18 protein-coding genes are annotated in these 19,376 nt (G+C 61.6%); 13 read left to right on the top strand and 5 right to left on the bottom strand.

What is annotated here, in order from left to right; genetic code table 11:
- Window positions 1-10: 10 nt before the first annotated feature.
- Both IMCC21224_RS06405 and IMCC21224_RS06410 read right to left on the bottom strand, forming a co-directional pair.
- Window positions 11-1,249, bottom strand: a complete 1,239-nt coding sequence (locus IMCC21224_RS06405; protein ID WP_047994642.1) for a lytic murein transglycosylase — start codon at window positions 1,247-1,249, stop codon at window positions 11-13.
- A 37-nt stretch (window positions 1,250-1,286) separates the two neighbouring features.
- Window positions 1,287-2,042, bottom strand: coding sequence for a class II aldolase and adducin N-terminal domain-containing protein (locus IMCC21224_RS06410; protein ID WP_047994643.1), 756 nt, complete (start codon window positions 2,040-2,042; stop codon window positions 1,287-1,289).
- Between the two features lie 194 nt (window positions 2,043-2,236).
- On the opposite strand from IMCC21224_RS06410, the gene IMCC21224_RS06415 reads away from it, so the two are divergent.
- Window positions 2,237-3,721, top strand: coding sequence for an AMP nucleosidase (locus tag IMCC21224_RS06415; protein WP_047994644.1), 1,485 nt, complete (start codon window positions 2,237-2,239; stop codon window positions 3,719-3,721).
- Between the two features lie 128 nt (window positions 3,722-3,849).
- Window positions 3,850-4,140 carry an HU family DNA-binding protein gene (locus IMCC21224_RS06420; RefSeq protein ID WP_231582025.1) on the top strand — a complete coding sequence of 97 codons (291 nt, stop codon included), beginning with the start codon at window positions 3,850-3,852 and terminating at the stop codon, window positions 4,138-4,140.
- 176 nt (window positions 4,141-4,316) lie between these two features.
- Here IMCC21224_RS06420 and IMCC21224_RS06425 read toward each other — a convergent pair whose 3' ends face one another.
- Entirely contained in the window at window positions 4,317-4,901 is a 585-nt protein-coding gene (locus tag IMCC21224_RS06425) for a GNAT family N-acetyltransferase (protein ID WP_047994645.1), read from the bottom strand.
- A gap of 67 nt (window positions 4,902-4,968) precedes the next feature.
- Window positions 4,969-6,357 (bottom strand): aspartate aminotransferase family protein, encoded by a 1,389-nt coding sequence (locus IMCC21224_RS06430; RefSeq protein ID WP_047994646.1) that lies wholly within the window; start codon window positions 6,355-6,357, stop codon window positions 4,969-4,971.
- 394 nt (window positions 6,358-6,751) lie between these two features.
- On the opposite strand from IMCC21224_RS06430, the gene IMCC21224_RS06435 reads away from it, so the two are divergent.
- The 3 genes from IMCC21224_RS06435 to IMCC21224_RS06445 all read left to right on the top strand — a co-directional run bounded on the left by IMCC21224_RS06435 (window position 6,752) and on the right by IMCC21224_RS06445 (window position 9,928).
- Window positions 6,752-7,756, top strand: a complete 1,005-nt coding sequence (locus IMCC21224_RS06435; RefSeq protein ID WP_047994647.1) for an ABC transporter substrate-binding protein — start codon at window positions 6,752-6,754, stop codon at window positions 7,754-7,756.
- A gap of 103 nt (window positions 7,757-7,859) precedes the next feature.
- Window positions 7,860-8,666, top strand: coding sequence for a taurine ABC transporter ATP-binding protein (locus IMCC21224_RS06440; protein ID WP_047994648.1), 807 nt, complete (start codon window positions 7,860-7,862; stop codon window positions 8,664-8,666).
- Window positions 8,663-9,928, top strand: coding sequence for an ABC transporter permease (locus IMCC21224_RS06445; protein ID WP_047994649.1), 1,266 nt, complete (start codon window positions 8,663-8,665; stop codon window positions 9,926-9,928). Before IMCC21224_RS06440 ends, IMCC21224_RS06445 begins: the two co-directional genes overlap by 4 nt.
- A gap of 66 nt (window positions 9,929-9,994) precedes the next feature.
- On the opposite strand, the gene IMCC21224_RS06450 is transcribed toward IMCC21224_RS06445, so the two are convergent.
- Window positions 9,995-10,879 carry a zinc-ribbon domain-containing protein gene (locus tag IMCC21224_RS06450; RefSeq protein ID WP_047994650.1) on the bottom strand — a complete coding sequence of 295 codons (885 nt, stop codon included), beginning with the start codon at window positions 10,877-10,879 and terminating at the stop codon, window positions 9,995-9,997.
- Between the two features lie 168 nt (window positions 10,880-11,047).
- Here IMCC21224_RS06450 and IMCC21224_RS06455 point away from each other — a divergent pair, with 168 nt between their 5' ends.
- The 8 genes from IMCC21224_RS06455 to IMCC21224_RS06490 all read left to right on the top strand — a co-directional run bounded on the left by IMCC21224_RS06455 (window position 11,048) and on the right by IMCC21224_RS06490 (window position 19,354).
- Window positions 11,048-11,725: a cell division ATP-binding protein FtsE gene (locus tag IMCC21224_RS06455; RefSeq protein WP_047994651.1), complete on the top strand. Its 678-nt coding sequence runs from the start codon at window positions 11,048-11,050 to the stop codon at window positions 11,723-11,725.
- A gap of 29 nt (window positions 11,726-11,754) precedes the next feature.
- Window positions 11,755-12,627: an ABC transporter permease gene (locus tag IMCC21224_RS06460; RefSeq protein WP_047996923.1), complete on the top strand. Its 873-nt coding sequence runs from the start codon at window positions 11,755-11,757 to the stop codon at window positions 12,625-12,627.
- Window positions 12,627-13,361, top strand: a complete 735-nt coding sequence (locus IMCC21224_RS06465; RefSeq protein ID WP_047994652.1) for a 1-acyl-sn-glycerol-3-phosphate acyltransferase — start codon at window positions 12,627-12,629, stop codon at window positions 13,359-13,361. Before IMCC21224_RS06460 ends, IMCC21224_RS06465 begins: the two co-directional genes overlap by 1 nt.
- Before the next feature lie 219 nt (window positions 13,362-13,580).
- On the top strand, window positions 13,581-14,171 hold the full coding sequence (locus IMCC21224_RS06470; protein ID WP_047994653.1) for a DUF6151 family protein: 591 nt from the start codon (window positions 13,581-13,583) through the stop codon (window positions 14,169-14,171).
- A 99-nt stretch (window positions 14,172-14,270) separates the two neighbouring features.
- Entirely contained in the window at window positions 14,271-15,524 is a 1,254-nt protein-coding gene (locus IMCC21224_RS06475) for a sarcosine oxidase subunit beta family protein (protein ID WP_047994654.1), read from the top strand.
- Window positions 15,525-15,617: 93 nt separating this feature from the next.
- Window positions 15,618-15,890 carry a sarcosine oxidase subunit delta gene (locus IMCC21224_RS06480; RefSeq protein WP_047994655.1) on the top strand — a complete coding sequence of 91 codons (273 nt, stop codon included), beginning with the start codon at window positions 15,618-15,620 and terminating at the stop codon, window positions 15,888-15,890.
- Window positions 15,880-18,810 (top strand): sarcosine oxidase subunit alpha family protein, encoded by a 2,931-nt coding sequence (locus IMCC21224_RS06485; protein ID WP_047994656.1) that lies wholly within the window; start codon window positions 15,880-15,882, stop codon window positions 18,808-18,810. Before IMCC21224_RS06480 ends, IMCC21224_RS06485 begins: the two co-directional genes overlap by 11 nt.
- Window positions 18,803-19,354: a sarcosine oxidase subunit gamma gene (locus IMCC21224_RS06490; protein WP_047994657.1), complete on the top strand. Its 552-nt coding sequence runs from the start codon at window positions 18,803-18,805 to the stop codon at window positions 19,352-19,354. Before IMCC21224_RS06485 ends, IMCC21224_RS06490 begins: the two co-directional genes overlap by 8 nt.
- Window positions 19,355-19,376: the final 22 nt, after the last annotated feature.

Genomic DNA, 19,376 nt, shown 5'->3' on the forward strand with positions numbered 1-19,376 from the left:
GGTGTCGGGATCAGGGTGTCAGAGCGCTGCGCATCCCAGCTTCGGGGAAACAAGTGGGTGTTTGGCCGCTCGCCTCTTGCCAGCGCCCGATTGAGCGGCGGGTGCGAAATCCTGGCAATCCGTCAACCCCACCGACATCGTGTCCCATCGCGACGAGCGCCTGTTGCATCCGCGCGATGTCGGACCGGTAAAGGCCACCGACATCGCCCCAGCGCCCGGCAAAATTGCCAACGCCATATTGGATTCGGTCGCCGACATGGCCGACAAACAGCGCATAGAGATCGCTGGTGTTGTATTCCTTGATGACATAAAAATTCGGGGTAACGACAAAGCTGGGACCATGGCGTCCCGCAGGCATCAGCAAAAAGCCCTGTTCCCGGCGCTCATGATCAGGAAAGGGACGACCGGACACGCGACGGAGTCCCATCGTCTCCCACTCAGCGATGCTGCGCCCCTGGTCCGGACCTTCGAGCGCGCAAGAAACCGCTTTTGGCACCGTCACCTCGAATCCCCAGTCGCGCCCCGGGATCCAGCCGTGCCGGGCGAGGTAGGTGCCGATTGACGCGATGGTATCCGCCTCGGATCTCCAGATATCGGCGTGACCGTCGCCATCGCCATCCACCGCATATTTCAGGAAATTCGACGGCATGAATTGTGGTTGACCCAACGCACCGGCCCAGCTGCTTTTCATCTGGCCACTGGGTGCGTGGCCTGCCTGCGCGATTTCAAGCGCCGCGATCAGTTCGTCGGTGAAATAGGCCGCGCGGGTGCTCATGAATCCTTTGGTGCCAAGGACACGGAACACGTTATGGGGAATCTTGGCGCGACCATAGCCGCTTTCGCGCCCCCAGATGGCCAGAATGATCCGTCCAGGAACGCCGGTTGCGCGTTCGGTGGCGCTCAGGGCTGCGGCGTGGCGCGCGGCCACTTGACGACCGATGCTGGCCGCGCTGTCCACCGCGCCACGGTTGAAATATTTGCCTGGCGCGCCGAATTCAGATTGACGTTGCTGTTTCGGGGTTTGCGCCGGCGCCCCCGGTGGCGTGAGATCGGGCAGATCCCAGTTCAGCGTCACCCCGTCAAAGGCCGTTTGGAATGTCGCGTGCGACACGCCTTTGGCCTGTGCGCGGGGCCAGACGGTGTGATCCAGCCACGCGCGAAATTGCCCGTCAACGGTGCTTCGGTCCTGCGCCTGACCTGCCAACGGCAGACTGACAAGGCAGATCAACAGCAGATCCCGCACGTGCATCGTCAGACTCCTGTTTTGTGGCTCCTTGGGCCGGGGGTCAGGTGGCGTAATCCGATCCTTCGTCGTCCAGAATGGACTTGAGTTCGGCCAGGTGCCGCTCATCCTGCTCTGGGTAATCCTCGATTTCCTGCGCGGTTTTCTCTGCGATCTCGTGGCTGAGCACCTTGAGCGGCTGGCCGGTCTGCAATGCGCGGATATATGTTTCGGCCGCACGTTCGAAATAATAAAGCCGGTTGAAGGTCTCGGCCACGGTGTCACCGATGATCATGACGCCGTGGTTGCCCATCACCAGCACCTTTTGTTTTGGATCGGTGAAGAGTTGCGCGCAGCGGATGCCCTCTTCCTCGAATGCAAGGCCGCCGTAGTCGCGATCATAGGCGATGCGGTTGTAGAAGGTGGCGCCGTTCTGGTCGATCGGCGGCAGAGTCGGATCCTCAAGGCAGGCCAGAACTGTGGCGTGGATCGAATGCACATGCATGGCGCAGCGCGCCTGCGGACAGTGGCGGTGCAAGCCGCCGTGCAGGCCCCAGGCGGTGGGGTCGGGCGCGTCGGGACCGGTCAGGGTGTCGGGGTCGTTGGCGTCCACCACCAGCAGATCCGAAGCCTTGATCCGGGCAAAATGCTTTTGGTTCGGGTTCATCAGGAACTTGGTGCCGTCATCATTGATTGACAGGCTGAAATGGTTCGCCACGCCTTCGTGCATGTTCAGCCGCGCAGTCCAGCGAAAGGCCGCAGCCAGATCCACCCGTTCGGGCCAGAAATCCATGTTGGGGCGCAGATTGGTGACGGACATAAGTGGTCTCCTTGGTCAGAATATCAGGTTCGGGTACCGAAACCCGGGCATTGCAGGGCCGAGCGGTCATGCGCCGAACTGAATCGTTCTTTGCGGTTCTGACCTCGGCACCTGCGGTTTGCGTTCCGGGTAAACTTGAACCCGAGGCATGAAGCTGTCAACGTGCCGCGCAAACAGAACAGGGTGAGCAGCAGATGCAGGACCACACGAGCAGTTTAGAGATCGTGACGCCCGATGTGGCCGGACGTGTCGCATACAGCGATGCCAAAGCTGCCGTTGCTCAGCTTGTGGCACTTTACGAGCAATCCGTCGGCTTCCTGTGTGAGCGGTTCAACACCGCGATGAACCAGGGGCATCCGGGTGTGCGGTGCCGCGCTTTTTATCCTGAGGTTCGCCTGACCACGACGAGTTTTGTCAAAGTCGACAGCCGCCTGAGCTTTGGCCATGTTGCGGGGCCCGGCACTTATGCGGCGAGTATCACGCGGCCGGATCTGTTTCGTCAGTATCTGGAGCAGCAGATCGGGTTGCTGCTGGCCAATTACGGCGTCCCGGTTGAGGTGGGTCTGTCGGATACTCCGATGCCGGTGCATTTCGCCGTGGCCAACCGCGCCGATGTGACGGTCCCGCAAGAGGGGGCGGCGGATTTTGTCCTGCGTGACGTCTTTGACGTGCCGGATCTGAGCACCACAAATGACGATATCGTCAACGGACTGGCCACAGCCGCGCCCGATGGCGCCGCCGCGCTTGCACCATTCACCGCGCAGCGGGTGGACTATTCGCTGGCCCGGTTGGCACACTACACCGCCACCGCCGCCGAGCATTTCCAGAACCACGTCCTGTTTACCAATTACCAGTTCTACGTGAGCGAATTTGAGGCTTATGCCCGTATCGTACTGGCCGATCCTGACAGTGGCTACACGGCTTTTGTCAGCACTGGGGATGTCGAAATCACCGATGCCGATCAGCCGATCGCCCCGGTGCTGAAGATGCCGCAGATGCCGACCTATCATCTCAAACGCCCCGGCGGCGGCGGGATCACGTTGGTCAATATCGGCGTTGGCCCATCAAACGCCAAGACGGCGACGGATCACATCGCCGTGCTGCGTCCGCATGCCTGGTTGATGGTTGGTCATTGCGCAGGGTTGAGAAACTCGCAGTCTTTGGGCGATTTTGTCCTGGCCCACGCGTATCTGCGCGAAGACCGTGTGCTGGATGACGATCTGCCGATCTGGGTGCCGATCCCGGCGCTGGCCGAAATCCAGATTGCGCTGGAGCAGGCGGTCGCACAGGTGACGCAATTGGAGGGGTATGATCTGAAACGGATCATGCGCACGGGCACGGTGGCCAGTGTCGACAACCGAAACTGGGAATTGCGCGATCAGCGCGGCCCAGTGCAGCGGCTGAGTCAGTCGCGCGCTGTGGCGCTGGATATGGAGAGCGCCACGATCGCCGCCAACGGATTCCGTTTTCGGGTGCCCTATGGCACGTTGCTCTGTGTGAGCGATAAGCCGCTTCATGGTGAATTGAAGCTTCCCGGGATGGCCTCGGACTTTTACAAGACGCAAGTTGCGCGACATCTGATGATAGGAATCCGTGCGATGGAGCAGCTGCGCGATATGCCGTTGGAACGGATTCACAGCCGGAAGTTGCGCAGCTTTGAGGAAACAGCCTTTCTTTGACGGTAGGAAAGCCGCAAAATGCACGTTTTCCCCTTGCAATTATACACTAATCGTTGTGTTTAAACGCTACATACGGTTAGATTACCGGGATGAGGCCCTACTGGACGGGCGGAGAAGGAGACCATGAAATGGCGATACCACCGATGACAAAGACGCAGCTTGTGGCCGCTCTGGCAGACGAGATGGGCAGTGACAAGAAAGCGGCAGCTGCCGCGCTGGAAGCGGTTTGCTCGCTGATCACCAAACAAGTGGGCGGCGGCGGTGCCGTGACGCTCCCTGGCGTGGGCAAGATCTATTGCCGCGAGCGTCCCGAGCGGATGGTGCGCAATCCCGCAACTGGTGAGCAGTTCAAGAAAGAGGCCGACAAGGTGGTCAAGATGACCATCGCAAAGGCACTCAAAGACAGCGTCAACGGCTAAGCCTTCGGGCCTCGGTCACCAGATGAGAGGGTCGCGCAGTGCGCGGCCTTTTTCGTATTCTAAGGCGGCTTGCTGCAACGCATGCATATTGTGACTAGCGATAGCGGAGTGCGTACAAGACTTTTGAAAAAAGTCTTGTTAAAAATTTTTTAAAATTTTTGGGCGGCGGCGCGGGATTAGCGCATCAGGCGATGGGTTAGACCGGCGCGTACAGCGGGCCATTCTGATGCGATGATTGAATAACAGGCGGTATCGCGGACAGCTCCGTTTGGGCTGATCTGATGCGACCGCAGGACGCCGTCCAGTTTGGCGCCGAGCCGCTCAATCGCCGCACGCGACTGACGGTTCATGAAGTGGGTGCGAAATTCCACCGCGATGCAATCGAGCGCCTCGAAGGCATGGCCGAGCATCAGCAATTTGGCTTCGCTGTTCCAGGGGCCGCGCTGACCGGCTTGGCGCAGCCAGGTCGATCCGATCTCGACCCTGCGATTGGTCGCATCGACATTCATGTATGTTGTCATGCCAAGGGTCATACCCGTGCGCGCGTCAAATGTGGTAAACGGTGTCATCTGGCCTCGTTCCTGCAGGGCCAGACGGCGCACGATCTCGGCCTCGACATCCTCCGGTCGGGGGACAGAAGTATACCAGAGCGCGGCAAGGTCGCCATCGGTGGATGCTTCGGCCAGACCCGAGCTGTGGTCGAGACTGGTGGGTTCTAGCCGGACATGTGTCCCGGTCAGAGTACAGGGGGCGGGCCACATCGGTTCGTACCTTTGACTGACAGAGGTGCGGGCACTCTCTGCCCCAGTTATGGGACAGAGAGTGGGTTCAGCCGAAGACGCGCGTCAGCGCGCCATCGACAGCTGATAGAATATTGTCGATGTCATCTTTGCTGGCGATCAGAGCCGGCGAGAAGCAGAGCGTATTGTTATACCCCGGCACTGATCGGTTGGTGGCACCAATGATGACGCCTTGTGACATGCAGTCACCGACCACCGCCTGCACCATCTTTTCGACCACCGGTTCGCGGGTGACGCGGTCCGAAACCAGTTCGGCCCCCAGGAACAGCCCTTTGCCGCGCACCTGTCCTATAACCTTGTGCCGATCCATCATCGCGCCCAGCTGGTCGAGCATGTAGTCGCCCATCGCCACGGTGTTGGCCAGCAGGTCTTCGTCCTCGATGATGCGCAGATTCTCGAGCGCAGCCGCCGGTCCCGCCGTGCAACCGCCAAAGGTCGAGATGTCGCGGAAGTAGTCAAGCGGATCGCTGGCGTCGGATTTGAACATCTCGAACACCCGTTCGGACGTCACACAGCAGGCGATGGCGGCGTAACCACTCGCGACGCCTTTGGCCATGGTGACAAAATCCGGTTCGATCCCGTAGTGCTGATAGCCGAACCATGTACCCGTGCGACCAACACCGCAGACAACTTCGTCGATGTGCAGCAAAATATCGTATTTGCGGCAGATTTCCTGCACGCGCTGCCAATAGCCTTCGGGTGGGGTAATGACACCGCCACCGGCGGTTACCGGCTCCAGGCAGAGCGCGCCGACCGTGTCGGGGCCTTCACGCAGAATGACCGCCTCGATCTGGTCTGCCGCCCACAGGCCATAGTTTTCGACCGGTGCGCCCTGATCGGCGGCACGGTATTCCAGGCAATGCGGCACCCGGACAAAGCCGGGGGTGAAGGGGCCGTATTGCGCGTTACGCTCGTCCTGGCCACCAGCGGACAGGCAACTGATGGTGGTGCCGTGATAATCGCGCTCGCGGTAGAGGATTTTAGTCTTTTTGCCACCGTAAACCTTGTGCGCGATCTGGCGCACCATCTTGAAGGCTTTCTCGTTCGCCTCGGATCCCGAGTTGCAGTAGTACACGCGGGTCAGACCCGGCATTTTGGCAATCAGCTTTTCCGAGAACAGTGCGCCGGGGATAGATCCCGCCGAGCCGGCAAAATAGTTCAGTTTCAGCAATTGATCGCGCACGGCGTTGGCGATGCTTTCGCGGCCGTAGCCGACGTTGACAGTCCAGACTCCGCCCGACACCGCATCAAGGTGTTCCTTGCCGTGCTGATCCCAGACCGTCATTCCTTTGCCTTCGACGATGATGCGCGGATCGGTCGTCTCGTAGGGTTTGTGCTGGCTCAGGTGGTGCCAGACATGCGCTTTGTCCGCAGCAACCACGCGGTCAAGATCATTGTCGTGAAAAGTGCCGTCCATAGGAGACCTCCTGAGGCTGAAAACGGGATGACGAAACGGGAATGGCGCCGCGCTTTGCGGCGTCCTTACTCCTACATCAGCCCCTTTGTTATGCAGAGGATAGGGCCAGTTGGCGCGGACTTGTAGGGCCAAAACACCGAGGCCAGTCACCGATCCGGTGCTGGTGTTCGGACAATTCCCCGAAATCACTCGGTTTCCGATACATTCGGTTATGACAAATCTGCGGACCCGGTTTGCCGAAGCGGGCAAATAGTCGCGAAAAACAATTGATCGGTTGCCCGTTTTCCGGTCGGATCAGGAACAGAGCGCCGGGAATGGCGCCAGGATCGCAGCATCTGCGCGCGATCTGCAATAATCGCTCTAACCAGGGCGTAACAACAGGGAGTTATGTGTGATGGGATTGAAAACGATTTTGGCGGGCGCTGCGGCAAGTGTTGCGGCACTGAGCGCGGGGTCGGCCTTTGCGGCGGGTCACGACGGCATCACGGTTGGGTATTTCCTCGAATGGCCGATGCCGTTCGAATACGCTAAACAAATGGGCACTTATGACGAGGCGCTGGGCATGACGGTGAACTGGGTGTCCTTTGACACCGGCACCGCGATGTCGGCGGCGATGGCGTCGGGCGATGTTCAATTGTCCGTCTCGCAAGGCGTGCCGCCCTTTGTGGTCGCGACCAGTGCAGGGCAGGATCTGCAGGCGCTGGACGTCGCAGTCAGCTATTCCGACAACGACAATTGTGTGGTGGCCGAGGCGCTTGAGATCGACAAAGATTCTGCTGGTGAATTGGCGGGCAAAAAGGTGGCGGTACCTCTGGGCACGGCGGCGCATTACGGCTTTCTCAAGCAGATGAGCCATTTTGGTGTCGACCTGGCCAGCCTCAACATCGTTGACATGGCGCCGCCGGATGGGGCTGCGGCGATTGCGCAGGGTTCGGTCGATATGTTCTGCGGCTGGGGCGGATCGCTGCGCCGTGCCAAGGAATTCGGCAACGTGCTGCTGACTGGGGCCGAAAAGGAAGAGCTGGGCATTCTGGTGTTTGACTTGACCTCTGGTCCGGCGTCCTGGGTGGCCGAGAACAGCGATACTGTGGCCAAGTTCCTTGCTGTGACAGCCGAGGCGAACGCGATGTGGGCGGACGAGGCCAACCACGCCGAGATGCTGCCGGTGATCGCCAAGGATGCCGGCATGTCCGAAGAAGACACGGCGGCCACACTGGCCACATTTGTGTTCCCGACGGTCGAAGATCAGCTTTCGGCCAAGTGGCTGGGCGGCGGCGCGCAGGAGTTCATGAGCGGCGTCGCAGACGTGTTTGTCGAGGCAGGAAGCATCGATTCGGCGCTGCCGAGCTATGCGGACAACGTCAACACCGGTCCGCTGGCCACAGCCAACGGCATGTAAACCTAACCGCGCCTCTGACCGTTGCCGGTGTCGCCAGACAGGGCGGGCCGGTAGCGGTCAGAGCGATGGTGCAATTATCCAACAATAAAACAAGGAGCGGGCGATGTCGGGACTGACCATCGAAAATCTCTCCATGCGGTTCGACTTGCCCAACGGCAGTTCGGTACAGGCGCTCAAGGATGTGTCTCTGACGCTGGGAGCCGGTGAGTTATTAAGCGTTCTGGGCCCGTCGGGTTGTGGCAAGACCACGCTCCTGAACATTGTCGCAGGCTTTCTGGCGCCGACGGACGGGCGCATCCTGCTGAACGGGCATCGCGTCACCGGGCCGGATGCGGAACGCGGCATGGTGTTCCAGCAAGGTGCGTTGTTCGAGTGGATGGACGTGCGCGAGAATGTCAGTTTCGGCCCCCGGATGCGGGGCCAGCGCGCATCACAATATAACGCCAACGTGGATCATCTGCTGGATGTGGTCGGTTTGCGGGATTTCAAGGAAAAGGCGGTGTACGAGCTGTCGGGCGGAATGCAGCAGCGCGTGGCGCTGGCGCGGTGTCTGGCCAATGACCCGGATGTGATCCTGATGGATGAGCCGCTGGGTGCGCTGGATGCGCTGACGCGCGAAAAGATGCAGAGCCTGGTGCTCAAACTCTGGAAAGAGACTGGCAAGACGATCATTCTGATCACCCATTCGGTCGAAGAGGCGCTGCTGCTGGGGGAACGCCTACTGGTGATGGCACCGCGACCGGGGCGCATTCACCGCGAATACCGTCTGCCCTTTGCCGATATGGGGGTGGCGACCGATCTGCGCGAGGTCAAGAAACATCCCGAATTCGCCCAAAAGCGCGAGGAAATCCTAAGCATGATCTGGGACATGGAAGAAGAAATCATGGGCCGTACGGAGGCCGCGACATGATTGTTCTGCTGATCTATTTGGCCATCTTTGTGCTGTCCTATACCATCGTGCATTTTGCGCTGCGGCGGGCGGCCAGCGATTACACTTCGCTCAAGACCGTGACATTTGGCGACGAGAGCGCGGTGACACCCAATCGGGTCGCCAGCGTGGTGTCGATCCTGACGATCTTTGTGCTGTGGGGCACGTTCACCGGGTCCAGCCTGTTGCCGTCGTTCCTGCATATGCCAGGGCCTTTTATCGGCACCGCGACGTTTGACTATACTGCAGAACTGAGCGATGGCGCGCGTGACGACGCCACCGTGACCGTGGTCGTGACCCGCGCCGGTGAGACGCCGGTGTTACCGGATATCGCGCCCGGCGATGGGTTCGCCAAAAATGACGTGGACGAAATTGGCGCCTGGCGCAGCGGTCTGATCCGGGTTGATCGCAACGACGATGTGCCCGAAGGGCTGAGCGAGACGGTTGTCGCCGTCAACGGGGCACCCATTGCGCCGGGTGGGTCGGTGCAGACTGACTATGGCCGCATCGGGATGAGTCCGAAAGGCACGCTGAATTTCGAACCTGCCAAGGGCTGGCAGATGGAGCCGATCTGGCTGCCGCCCCCTGAAGCGGTCGCGGCGCGACTGGTCGAGATCAGCCGCGACGGCTATCGCGACAGCACGCTGCTCGAACATCTGGGCTATTCGCTGTTCCGCGTTATCGTGGGATTTGTCTGCGGCGCTGTGGTGGGCATCCCTCTGGGTTATGCCATGGGGTTAAGCAACTGGTTTCGGGGGTGGTTCGATCCGATCGTGGAATTCATGCGTCCGGTACCGCCACTGGCGCTGATCCCACTGGTGATCATTTGGGCGGGCATCGGTGAGACCGGCAAGATCATCCTGCTGTTCCTTGCCGCGCTGTGGATCATGGCGATTGCAGCGCGGGCTGGCGTGTCGGGCGTCAATATATCCAAGGTGCATGCAGCCTATGCGCTGGGGGCCAGCAAGGCGCAGATCATGCGTCATGTGATTGTACCCAATTCCCTGCCCGAGATATTCACCGGCGCGCGAGTTGCGATGGGGGTCTGCTGGGGAACAGTGGTTGCCGCCGAACTGGTCGCGGCCGAAAAAGGGGCCGGGATGATGATCATGGTGGCGTCCAAATTCCAGCTGACCGACATCGTGATCATGGGCATCATCCTGATCGGGGTCATCGGGTTTGGTATCGACATCCTGATGCGCTGGGCCGAACGGGTGCTTGTGCCGTGGAAAGGCAAGGGCTGACCTGATACGGCCCTGCTGATAGGTAAATCCTTTGGCGGGGCCGTTTCAATTTGGACGTTACGCAGTTCAGGAGCCGGAGTCCGTAGGAGTCGCTTCTGAGCTGAGATCGTCAAGCCCGCTCAGCAATGCGGTGATTTGCCCGTCCAGCCAACCGCGCGCTGAATCGACGAAACCGACATATGAGGTCAGTGCCGGTTCCAGGCCCGGTGCCATCTCGGACAGGCGCGGCGCAAAGGCATAGAGCGCGATCGCGAACACAGCCAGCATCAGGACCGAGGCAAATCCGCGCCCAAAGCCGCCCGGCTCGTCCTCTTCGTATAGCTCGGCCCGGCCCTGCGCGGTTTCCACCTCAAGCCGCTCGGAAGATGAGCGCAGGGTCTGGTTGATTTCATCTATATCCGGCAGCTGCCCGCGGCGCGATCCGCTGGCGGCCATTGTTGCCGCGACAGCGGTGGCGACGTCTGGTTCGGCTTGCGGTGTGGGCGGTGTTGCGTCGCGCATCCGTGCCATACGCTCGCGCGCCTCGCGTGACCGGCGGACGGCTTCGTCGATTTCTGGGGCGTCCAGACCTAGCTCGGGCTGGCTTTCCAGTGCCGTGGCTTCGCTGGCGCGATGACGGCTTTCACGTTCGGCCTCTTGGCGCAGCACGTCAGCAACCGAGGGGTCGAGGCCACGCTGGCGCAGCGACGTGGCGGCGGCCGGAAACGTCGCAGTCGGCGGCGGGGCGGGGTCTGGCACGGCTTCCGGCTCTGGCGGGGGCGCGATTATGTCCTGCGGCGGTTCGCTGACCTCGGGTTGATCCGGCTTGTCGAGTGATACAGGATTCGAGTCCGGATGCACCTGGAACCAGGTGTTTCCGCAGTTCGAGCATTGCACATCGCGCCCGCCCAGCGGGACCACATCTTTTGGAACCTCGTATTGTGCGCCACAATTCGGGCAAATCAGCCGCATGTTGTCCCCTTAGCTTTGCCGTTTACGTCTCTGCCGGACGGCGTTGGTCTGATACTAGGCCGGGTAGCCGGTGGCGAAAAGTCCCTTGTCGCAGGGTCGGTGCATTGAAACCTGCGCGATGCTGCTGCACAACAGGTCTGTGCAATGATGTGTAAGGCAGGATCCGCAGTGATCGAGTTGGAAAATGTGGGTTACAGCTATGGCGGCGGCGCCTTGCTGAGCGATATTTCATTGACCCTGGCGCCGGCCTCGTTCCATTTTCTGACCGGGCCGTCCGGGGCGGGCAAGACCACGTTCCTTAAATTATGTTACGGGGCATTGCGTGCGACCGAAGGGCATGTGCGGCTTTTTGACCGTGATGTGACCGAAATGGACCGCGACGCCATCGCGCATAGCCGACGCCGGATTGGCGTGGTGCATCAGGATTGTCAGTTCCTTGACCACCTTAGTCTGGTTGAGAATGTGGCGCTGCCGCTGGTCACGTCGGGGCAGGACAGCCTTGCCGAACAGGCCAATTTGCGTGAATTGCTGAATTGGGTCGGGCTGACGGGCCGCGCCGATGCGCTGCCGCCGCAGCTGTCGGGCGGGGAACGTCAGCGCGCGGCATTGGCGCGGGCGGTGATTATGTCGCCGGATGTGATCATGGCGGATGAACCCACCGGCAATGTCGATTGGGAGATGTCGCAACGCCTGCTGCGGCTGTTGATCGAACTGAACCGGATGGGCAAGACGATCATGATCGCAACCCATGATCTGGGCCTGATCCGTGCCGCCAAGAGCCAGGTGCAGGCACGGGTGTTGCGGATCTCGAACAAAGGTCTGCAATTGGCGGGGGCGGATCTGTGAAGCTGAACCTGTCAGTCCTGTATGGTGTGATGTCACGCGATGCGGCCGCCGACCGGGTGGTGCCGCCCTCTGGGTTCACCGTGCGGCTGACGTTGTTCAGCGCCGCCGCGATGGCGTTCCTTGCGGTCTTTGCATTGGCTCTGTCGCTGGCCTCTGGACGGCTGGCGACCAGCTGGGGAGAGGCGCTGGCGCGGTCTTCGACGGTGCGGATTTCTGCCCCGGTCGAAGAGATGGCAACCCAGACCGCCGCCGCCTTGCGGGTGCTTGAGACGACGCCGGGGGTGGCTCAGGCCCGCGCACTTAGCGCGGACGAGCAGCGCGTGCTGCTTGAACCATGGTTCGGCCCGGATTTGCCGGTCGAGAGCCTGCCGGTGCCACAACTGGTCGAGGTGATCGAGACCGATGCAGGATATGACGCCGCAGGGCTGCGGCTGCGGCTGTCAGCCGAGGTGCCTGGTGCTGTACTTGATGATCACACCCGTTGGCGGCGACCACTGGTCGCGGCGGCGTCGCGGTTGCGCCTGCTGGGATGGGTGTCGATTGCGTTGATTGGCGGCGCAATGGCGGCGATGATCACGCTGGCGGCGCATGCTGCACTTGCCGCCAATGCGCAGGTGATTGCGGTGCTTCGGCTGGTGGGGGCAACGGACTCTTATATCGCCGGGGCGTTTGTGCGTCGATTTACCGGGCGGTCCATGATCGGTGCCGCTGCCGGAACCGCGCTGGGCATTATTGCAGTGCTGCTGATGCCGGGCGCCGGTGACACTGGCGGCGTATTGACCGGGTTGGGGTTTGTTGGCTGGCATTGGATCTGGCCGCTATGTGTACCGCTTGTGGCGGCGCTGGTCGCGCTGCTGGCGACGCAGGCGGCGGCGCGGCGGGTGCTGGAGGGGCTGGCCTGATGGGATATGCGGTGCAATGGCTGCGGTCGCTGCTGTTCAATGTGCAGATGTATCTGGCGATGGCGGTGATCGGATTGGCGTTCCTGCCCTGGGCGCTGGTTTCGCCACGGGGGGCGCGTCTGGCCTGCCTGACCTATTGCCGCTGGGTCCGCTGGACGCTGGGCTGGATGACCGGCCTGCGCACCGAAGTGCGCGGCACGCCGCCGCAGGATGAAGTGATCGTCGCGGCCAAGCATCAATCCTTTCTCGATATTCTGATGATTTTTGGTGCGGTGCCTGCGGGCAAGTTCATCATGAAGCAAGAGATCATGTGGACTCCGATTATCGGTCAATACGCGATGCGGATCGGCTGCGTATCCGTCAACCGCGGCAAGCGTGGTGCGGCAATCAAAAAGATGGTGGCGGATGTGGCGGCAGGGGTGGCCAATCCCGGTCAGTTGATCATCTATTCGCAGGGCACGCGGGTCGCACCAGGGGTCAAGGCCCCCTACAAGGTAGGCACGGCGGTATTATACGAGCAGTTGGGACAGGATTGCGTGCCGGTGGCGACGAACGTCGGCGTGTTCTGGCCCAAGCGCGGGATTTACCGCAAGCCGGGCGTTGCCGTGGTGGAATTCCTGCCACGCATTTCTGCAGGTATGTCGCGGGATGCGTTCCTGTCGCAGCTTGAGCTTGATGTTGAAACCACCTCAGACCAGCTGATGGCCGAGGCGGGATTTCAATCGGATCGCTGAGGGCATCACGGCGCTTTCATCGTCGTGCGCCGGAGCAAGGGTTTGGCAGGCACGAGACCATCCAGTTGAATTGCTCATTCGGGCCAACAACACCCGATGAGTGGGGGCACGCGTTTGGTCCCGTCACGATGACACGATCCAGACTTTTCGCGGCGGGGCGAATCGTGAATGCTGGCCATATCGCCGCGACCCTGCGGCAGCTATAGAAAAGGTGGCACATTGGACCGAGATCTTGGGTTTGCCTGTCGATGTGGCGCGCTGTCGGGCACCCTGCATGACGTCGCGCCGCAGAACGTCTGCCATCTGGTGTGTTATTGCCGGGATTGCCGGGCTTTTGCCCGACATATGGGCCGTTCGGATGAGTTGGAGCCCGGAGGCGGCACGCCGCTGGTGCAGGTTCTGCCGGCGCGGATCACGATCACTCGGGGGGCGGAACACGTCGCCTGCCTGCGCCTGTCGAACAAGGGTTTGCATCGGTGGTATGCTGGTTGTTGTGGCACCCCCGTTGCCAATACAGTTGGCTCTTCGCGGATGCCGCTGGCAGGGATGTGGCGACCGCTGTTCGGTGCGACGGATCGCTTCGGTCCGGTGGTGACACATGGATTTACCAAGATGGCAGTGCCGGGCGCGGGTGTTCCCAGGCGGGACAAAGGTCTGCTTCGAATGCTGGGTGGTCTGGCGCAGCGATCTTTGGCCGCTTACATGGCGGGCACAGCACGCCAAAGCCCGTTCTTTGACGCCGCCGGACGACCGGTTGCGGTGCCTCAGGTGCTGACTGCCGAGGCGCGCGCGGCAGCCTACGCGCGTTGAAGGCTGCCCAAGGTTCGCAAGCGACACCTTTTGTCGGAAATTGCCATGGTTGGTGCCGGGAACGATTGTTAGGATGATCGGGTCGAGACGGAGTTGACGATGAAATTTTCCGCGCTGCGCATCCTCAAAGAAGGTCTGACCGGGAACAAAGGTTGGGGCCCGCATTGGCGTGATCCCGAACCAAAGGCCGAATATGATGCGGTTATCATCGGCGGTGGCGGCCATGGTCTAAGCACAGCCTACTATCTGGCGAAAGAGCACGGGCTGACCAACATCGCGGTGCTGGAAAAAGGCTATCTTGGTGGCGGCAACGTTGGGCGGAATACCACCATCGTGCGCGCCAACTACTTTTTGCCCGGAAACTCCGAATTTTATTCGCATTCGCTCAAGCTCTGGGAGGGGCTGGAGCAGGATCTGAACTACAACGTCATGCATTCGCAGCGCGGGCTGATCAACCTGTTCCATTCCGATGGGCAACGGGATGCCTTCGTGCGGCGCGGCAATTCGATGATCACGCAAGGGGATGACGCGGTGCTGCTGGACCGTGAAGGCGTGCGCCGACATCTGCCTTACCTTGATTTCGACAATGGCCGGTTCCCGATCTACGGCGGGCTGCTGCATCCACGCGGCGGCACGGCGCGGCACGATGCGGTGGCCTGGGGATATGCCCGTGGTGCGGATCAACGCGGCGTTGATCTGATCCAGAACTGCGAAGTGACAGGCATCGACATCGAGGGCGGCGTTGTAACGGGCGTGCAGACCACACGCGGCGCGATCCGGGCCAAGAAAGTTGGGATCGTGGTTGCGGGCCGCTCTGGGCAGGTGGCTGCGATGGCCGGAATACGATTGCCCATCGAAAGCCATGTGTTGCAGGCTTTTGTGACTGAGGGGCTGAAGCCATGCATCGACCACGTGGTCAGCTTTGGCATGGGGCATTTTTATATCAGCCAGTCGGACAAGGGTGGGCTGGTGTTCGGCGGCGATCTGGATTTCTACAGTTCTTATGCCGCGCGGGGAAACCTGCCGATGAAAGAGCATGTGATGGAGGCGGCAATGACGCTGATGCCGATGATCGGCAAGGCGCGCGTGCTGCGGTCCTGGGGCGGGATCATGGATATGACACCGGACGGATCCCCGATCATCGACCGGACGGGGGTCGAGGGCCTCTATATCGACTGCGGCTGGTGTTATGGCGGGTTCAAGGCGGTGCCGGGGTCGGGTTTTGCCTTGGCGCATCTGTTGGCGACAGACCGGCCGCACGAGACGGCCGATCGGTTCCGGCTGGACCGGTTCCGCACCGGTCGCGGACTGATGGACGAAGAAGGCACCGGGGCGCAACACAACCTGCATTAGGCGCCAGTTGAGAGGTCTGAATTTGCGTATTTTAGAAGAGAAGAAGCCGGGGGCCGGAGCGGTTCCGTCCCTTTTCGCGGCGGGAGCGTTGGTGTGAGGTTTCCCTGTCCGATCTGTGGTGAGCGCGACCGGCGCGAGTTCTATTATCAGGGAGTGGCGTTGGTGCGGCCTGATGCGGAGGCTGGTGTCGAGGCTTGGGACGATTATGTGCATCTGCGCGACAATCAGGCGGGCGAGACGCGCGATTTGTGGCAGCACGAGGCGGGCTGCGGGGCTTGGCTGGTGGTGACGCGGAATACGGTGACGCACGCTGTATTGGGCGCGGTGCTGGTGCGCGACGGGCTGGAGACTGGCGATGCGGGTTGAGGGCAGCGGCCGGGTGGACCGGTCAAAGGTGGTTAAGTTTAGTTTTGACGGGCAGGCGATGACCGGATTTGTCGGCGATACGCTTGCCTCGGCTTTGATGGCCAACGACGTGACGCTGTTGGCGCGGTCGTTCAAATATCACCGCCCGCGCGGCGTTTTGACCGCCGGGTCCGAAGAACCGAACGCGCTGGTGACGATTGGTGCGGGGGCGGCGCGCGATCCGAATGTGCGGGCGACCACGCAAGAACTGTACGACGGATTGTCAGCGCAGAGCCAAAACCGCTGGCCGTCGCTGGAATGGGATCTTTTGTCGATCAATGCACTGGCTAAGCCATTCCTGGGGGCGGGATTCTATTACAAGACATTTATGTGGCCAAAGGCCTTTTGGGAGCGGGTCTACGAGCCTGTCATTCGTCGCGCCGCGGGGCTCGGGGCGTTGTCTGGGCGGGCAAATGATGATGTCTATGAAAAGGCCTATGCTTTTTGTGATCTGTTGGTGGTTGGTGCCGGGCCAACTGGATTGATGGCCGCGTTGGTGGCGGCGCGGGGCGGCGCGGATGTGATCCTGTGTGACGAAGGCGCTGAGATGGGTGGGCGGCTGCTGGCCGAGCAGGAGCAGGTTGGCGGGCAGCCGGGGTCGGATTGGGTCGCTGATGTTGTGGCGGAGCTGTCCGCCATGGAGAATGTGCGGTTGATGGCCCGAACAACAATCACGGGGGCCTATGATCAACGTACTTATGGTGCGCTGGAGCGGGTCGCGCAGCACCGCGCCGACCGGACCGGCCTGCCGCTGGAGTGTTTCTGGCGGATCGTGGCCCGGCGCACAGTGCTGGCGGCGGGTGCGCTGGAGCGCGGTGTTGCCTTTGGCGAAAACGACCGGCCTGGAATACTGATGGCGGGGGCGATGCGCGCCTATCTCAATCGCTGGGGCGTGGTGCCGGGGCAGCGTGTCGCCGTCTTTGGCAACAATGACGATGCACACCGGACTGCGTGGGATTTGGCGAGGGCGGGGATCGAGGTTGTTGGCCTAGTCGACAGTCGTATCGATGCGGCATCTGGCGGTGACTTCCCGGTTTTTGCCGGCGCGGTGGTCAGTCGCACCCATGGCGGGCGGCAGGGTATCACCGGGATCACGATCAAGACGCCGCAGGGTCAGCGGCGTTTGGCTGTGGATGCGCTGGCAATGTCGGGGGGGTGGAATCCGTCGGTGCATCTGACCTGTCACATGAACGGCCGACCCGTTTGGGACGAAGCGATTGCCGGGTTTGTCCCGCGTCCGGGTGCCGTGCCGGGGTTGGTGGCTGCGGGGGCGTGTGCGGGTATCTTTTCAACCCATAGCTGCCTGATGGCGGGGATCGAGGCCGGGCAGGGCGCTCTGTCCGATCTTGGACGCAAGCCTGTGGATATTTTGCCCCCCGAGGCAGAGGATGCGCCGTATCGTTTGCAACCGCTGTGGCAGGTACCGGGCAAGGTCGCGGCCTGGCTCGATTTTCAGAACGACGTGACGGTCGCTGATGTGATGCAGGCGGCGGCCGAGAATTTCCGTTCGGTCGAACATATGAAACGCTACACCACGCAGGGTATGGCGACGGATCAGGGAAAGAGTTCGAACGTGGCGGCGCTGGCGGTGCTGGCGGATGTCACCGGGCGCAGTGTGCCCGAGACAGGCACGACGACCTTTCGCCCGCCGTTTGTTCCGGTCAGTATCGCAGCCATCGGGGCGGGATCGCAGGGCATGGGGTTTGCGCCGCAGCGGCTGACGACGTCGCATGCGGGCAGCGTTGTGCGGGGCGCGCCGATGATCGAGGCGGGGTTGTGGTACCGGCCCAGCCACTTCCCCCGCGCGCAGGAGATAACATGGCGTGAGGCCTGCGACCGCGAGGTCGCGATGGTGCGCAATGCTGTTGGCGTTTGCGATGTGTCGACCTTGGGCAAGATCGACCTTCAGGGACCGGATGCCGGAAAGTTTCTGGATCTGGTTTACACCAACACCTTCAGTACGCTGAAGGTCGGGCGGGTGCGCTACGGGCTCATGCTGCGCGAAGACGGGCATGTGATGGACGACGGCACGACGGCGCGGCTGGGGACAGATCATTTTGTGATGACCACCACAACTGCGGCAGCGGGTCCGGTGATGAAGCATCTGGAGTTCGTGCATCAGACGCATGTGCCGGGGATGGATCTGCGGATGATCTCGGTCACGGAACACTGGGCGCAATTCGCCATCGCAGGGCCAAAATCGCGCGAGCTGTTGAACGGTTTGCTGGCCGAGCCGGTCGACGATGCAGGCTGGCCGTTCATGGCCTGTGGCGTGGCGACTGTGCTGGGTGTCGCGGGGCGGCTTTTTCGGATCTCGTTCTCGGGTGAACATGCCTATGAGGTTGCGGTGCCGGCCCGCTATGGCGCGGCCCTGTTTCAGGAACTGGTGGCGCGCGCCGAGGCGATAGGGGGCGGTGCCTACGGGATGGAGGCGCTGAACGTGCTGCGGATCGAAAAGGGTCACATCACCCATGCCGAGATTCATGGCCGGACCACGGCATTCGACATTGGAATGGGGCGGATGGTCAGCGCCAAAAAGGACTGTATTGGCAAGGTGATGTCAGAGCGCCCCGGTCTGACCGGCGTTCGGCGGCAGCAGATGGTGGGCCTGCGCCCGGTGGCCGACGGCACCGTGACCGCCGGAGCGCATCTGTTCGCCGAGGGGGCGAATGTGGCGCGGGAAACGGACGAGGGGTACGTCACCAGCGTTTGTTGGTCGCCGACGTTGGACTGTTGGCTGGCGCTGGGCTTCCTGCGGGATGGGCGCGCACGTATCGGCCAGCGTGTGCGGTTGCTGGACGCGCTGCGCGGAGTCGATACGCTGTGCGAAGTCACCGATCCCATGGCCTATGACCAGAGTGGGGGACGGATGCGTGGTTGAACTGACCGCAATAACACCGTGTGAGGGGCTTTTGCCGCTGGCATGCGGTGGACTGACACTGAGAGAGGTCGACCCCGGCCGCATCACCGCTTTGTCGCCGTGGATGGGGCAGGCGGATGCATTGTCCGAGGCGCTGCAGACGGCGCATGGCATGAGATTTCCTGTATCGGGGCGGGCCACAGGGGGGGATGGCGCGCGCGTGGTCTGGACCGGGCTTGATCAGGCGATGCTGCTGGGGCCAGAGCCGGATATCGCGCTCGGACAACATTGCGTGATGGTGGATCAGTCCGACGCCTGGGCTGTTGTGCGCCTTGATGGGATCGGCGCGGAGGACGTGCTGGCGCGTCTGGTGCCGGTGGACCTGCGCCCGGCGGTGTTCAAACCTGGGCATACCGTGCGCAGTTTATTGGCACATATGACGGTTTCGGTCACGCGGCTGGGGCCGGAAACATTCCAGATCATGGCCTTTCGGTCGATGGCGGGCACGTTGGTGCACGATTTGCATGCGGCCATGTCAGCGGTAATGCGCCGGTCGGATGGGTGACAGTCGCGTGGCGATCTACTAG

The organism is Puniceibacterium sp. IMCC21224, from assembly GCF_001038505.1.
Taxonomy (GTDB): domain Bacteria; phylum Pseudomonadota; class Alphaproteobacteria; order Rhodobacterales; family Rhodobacteraceae; genus Puniceibacterium.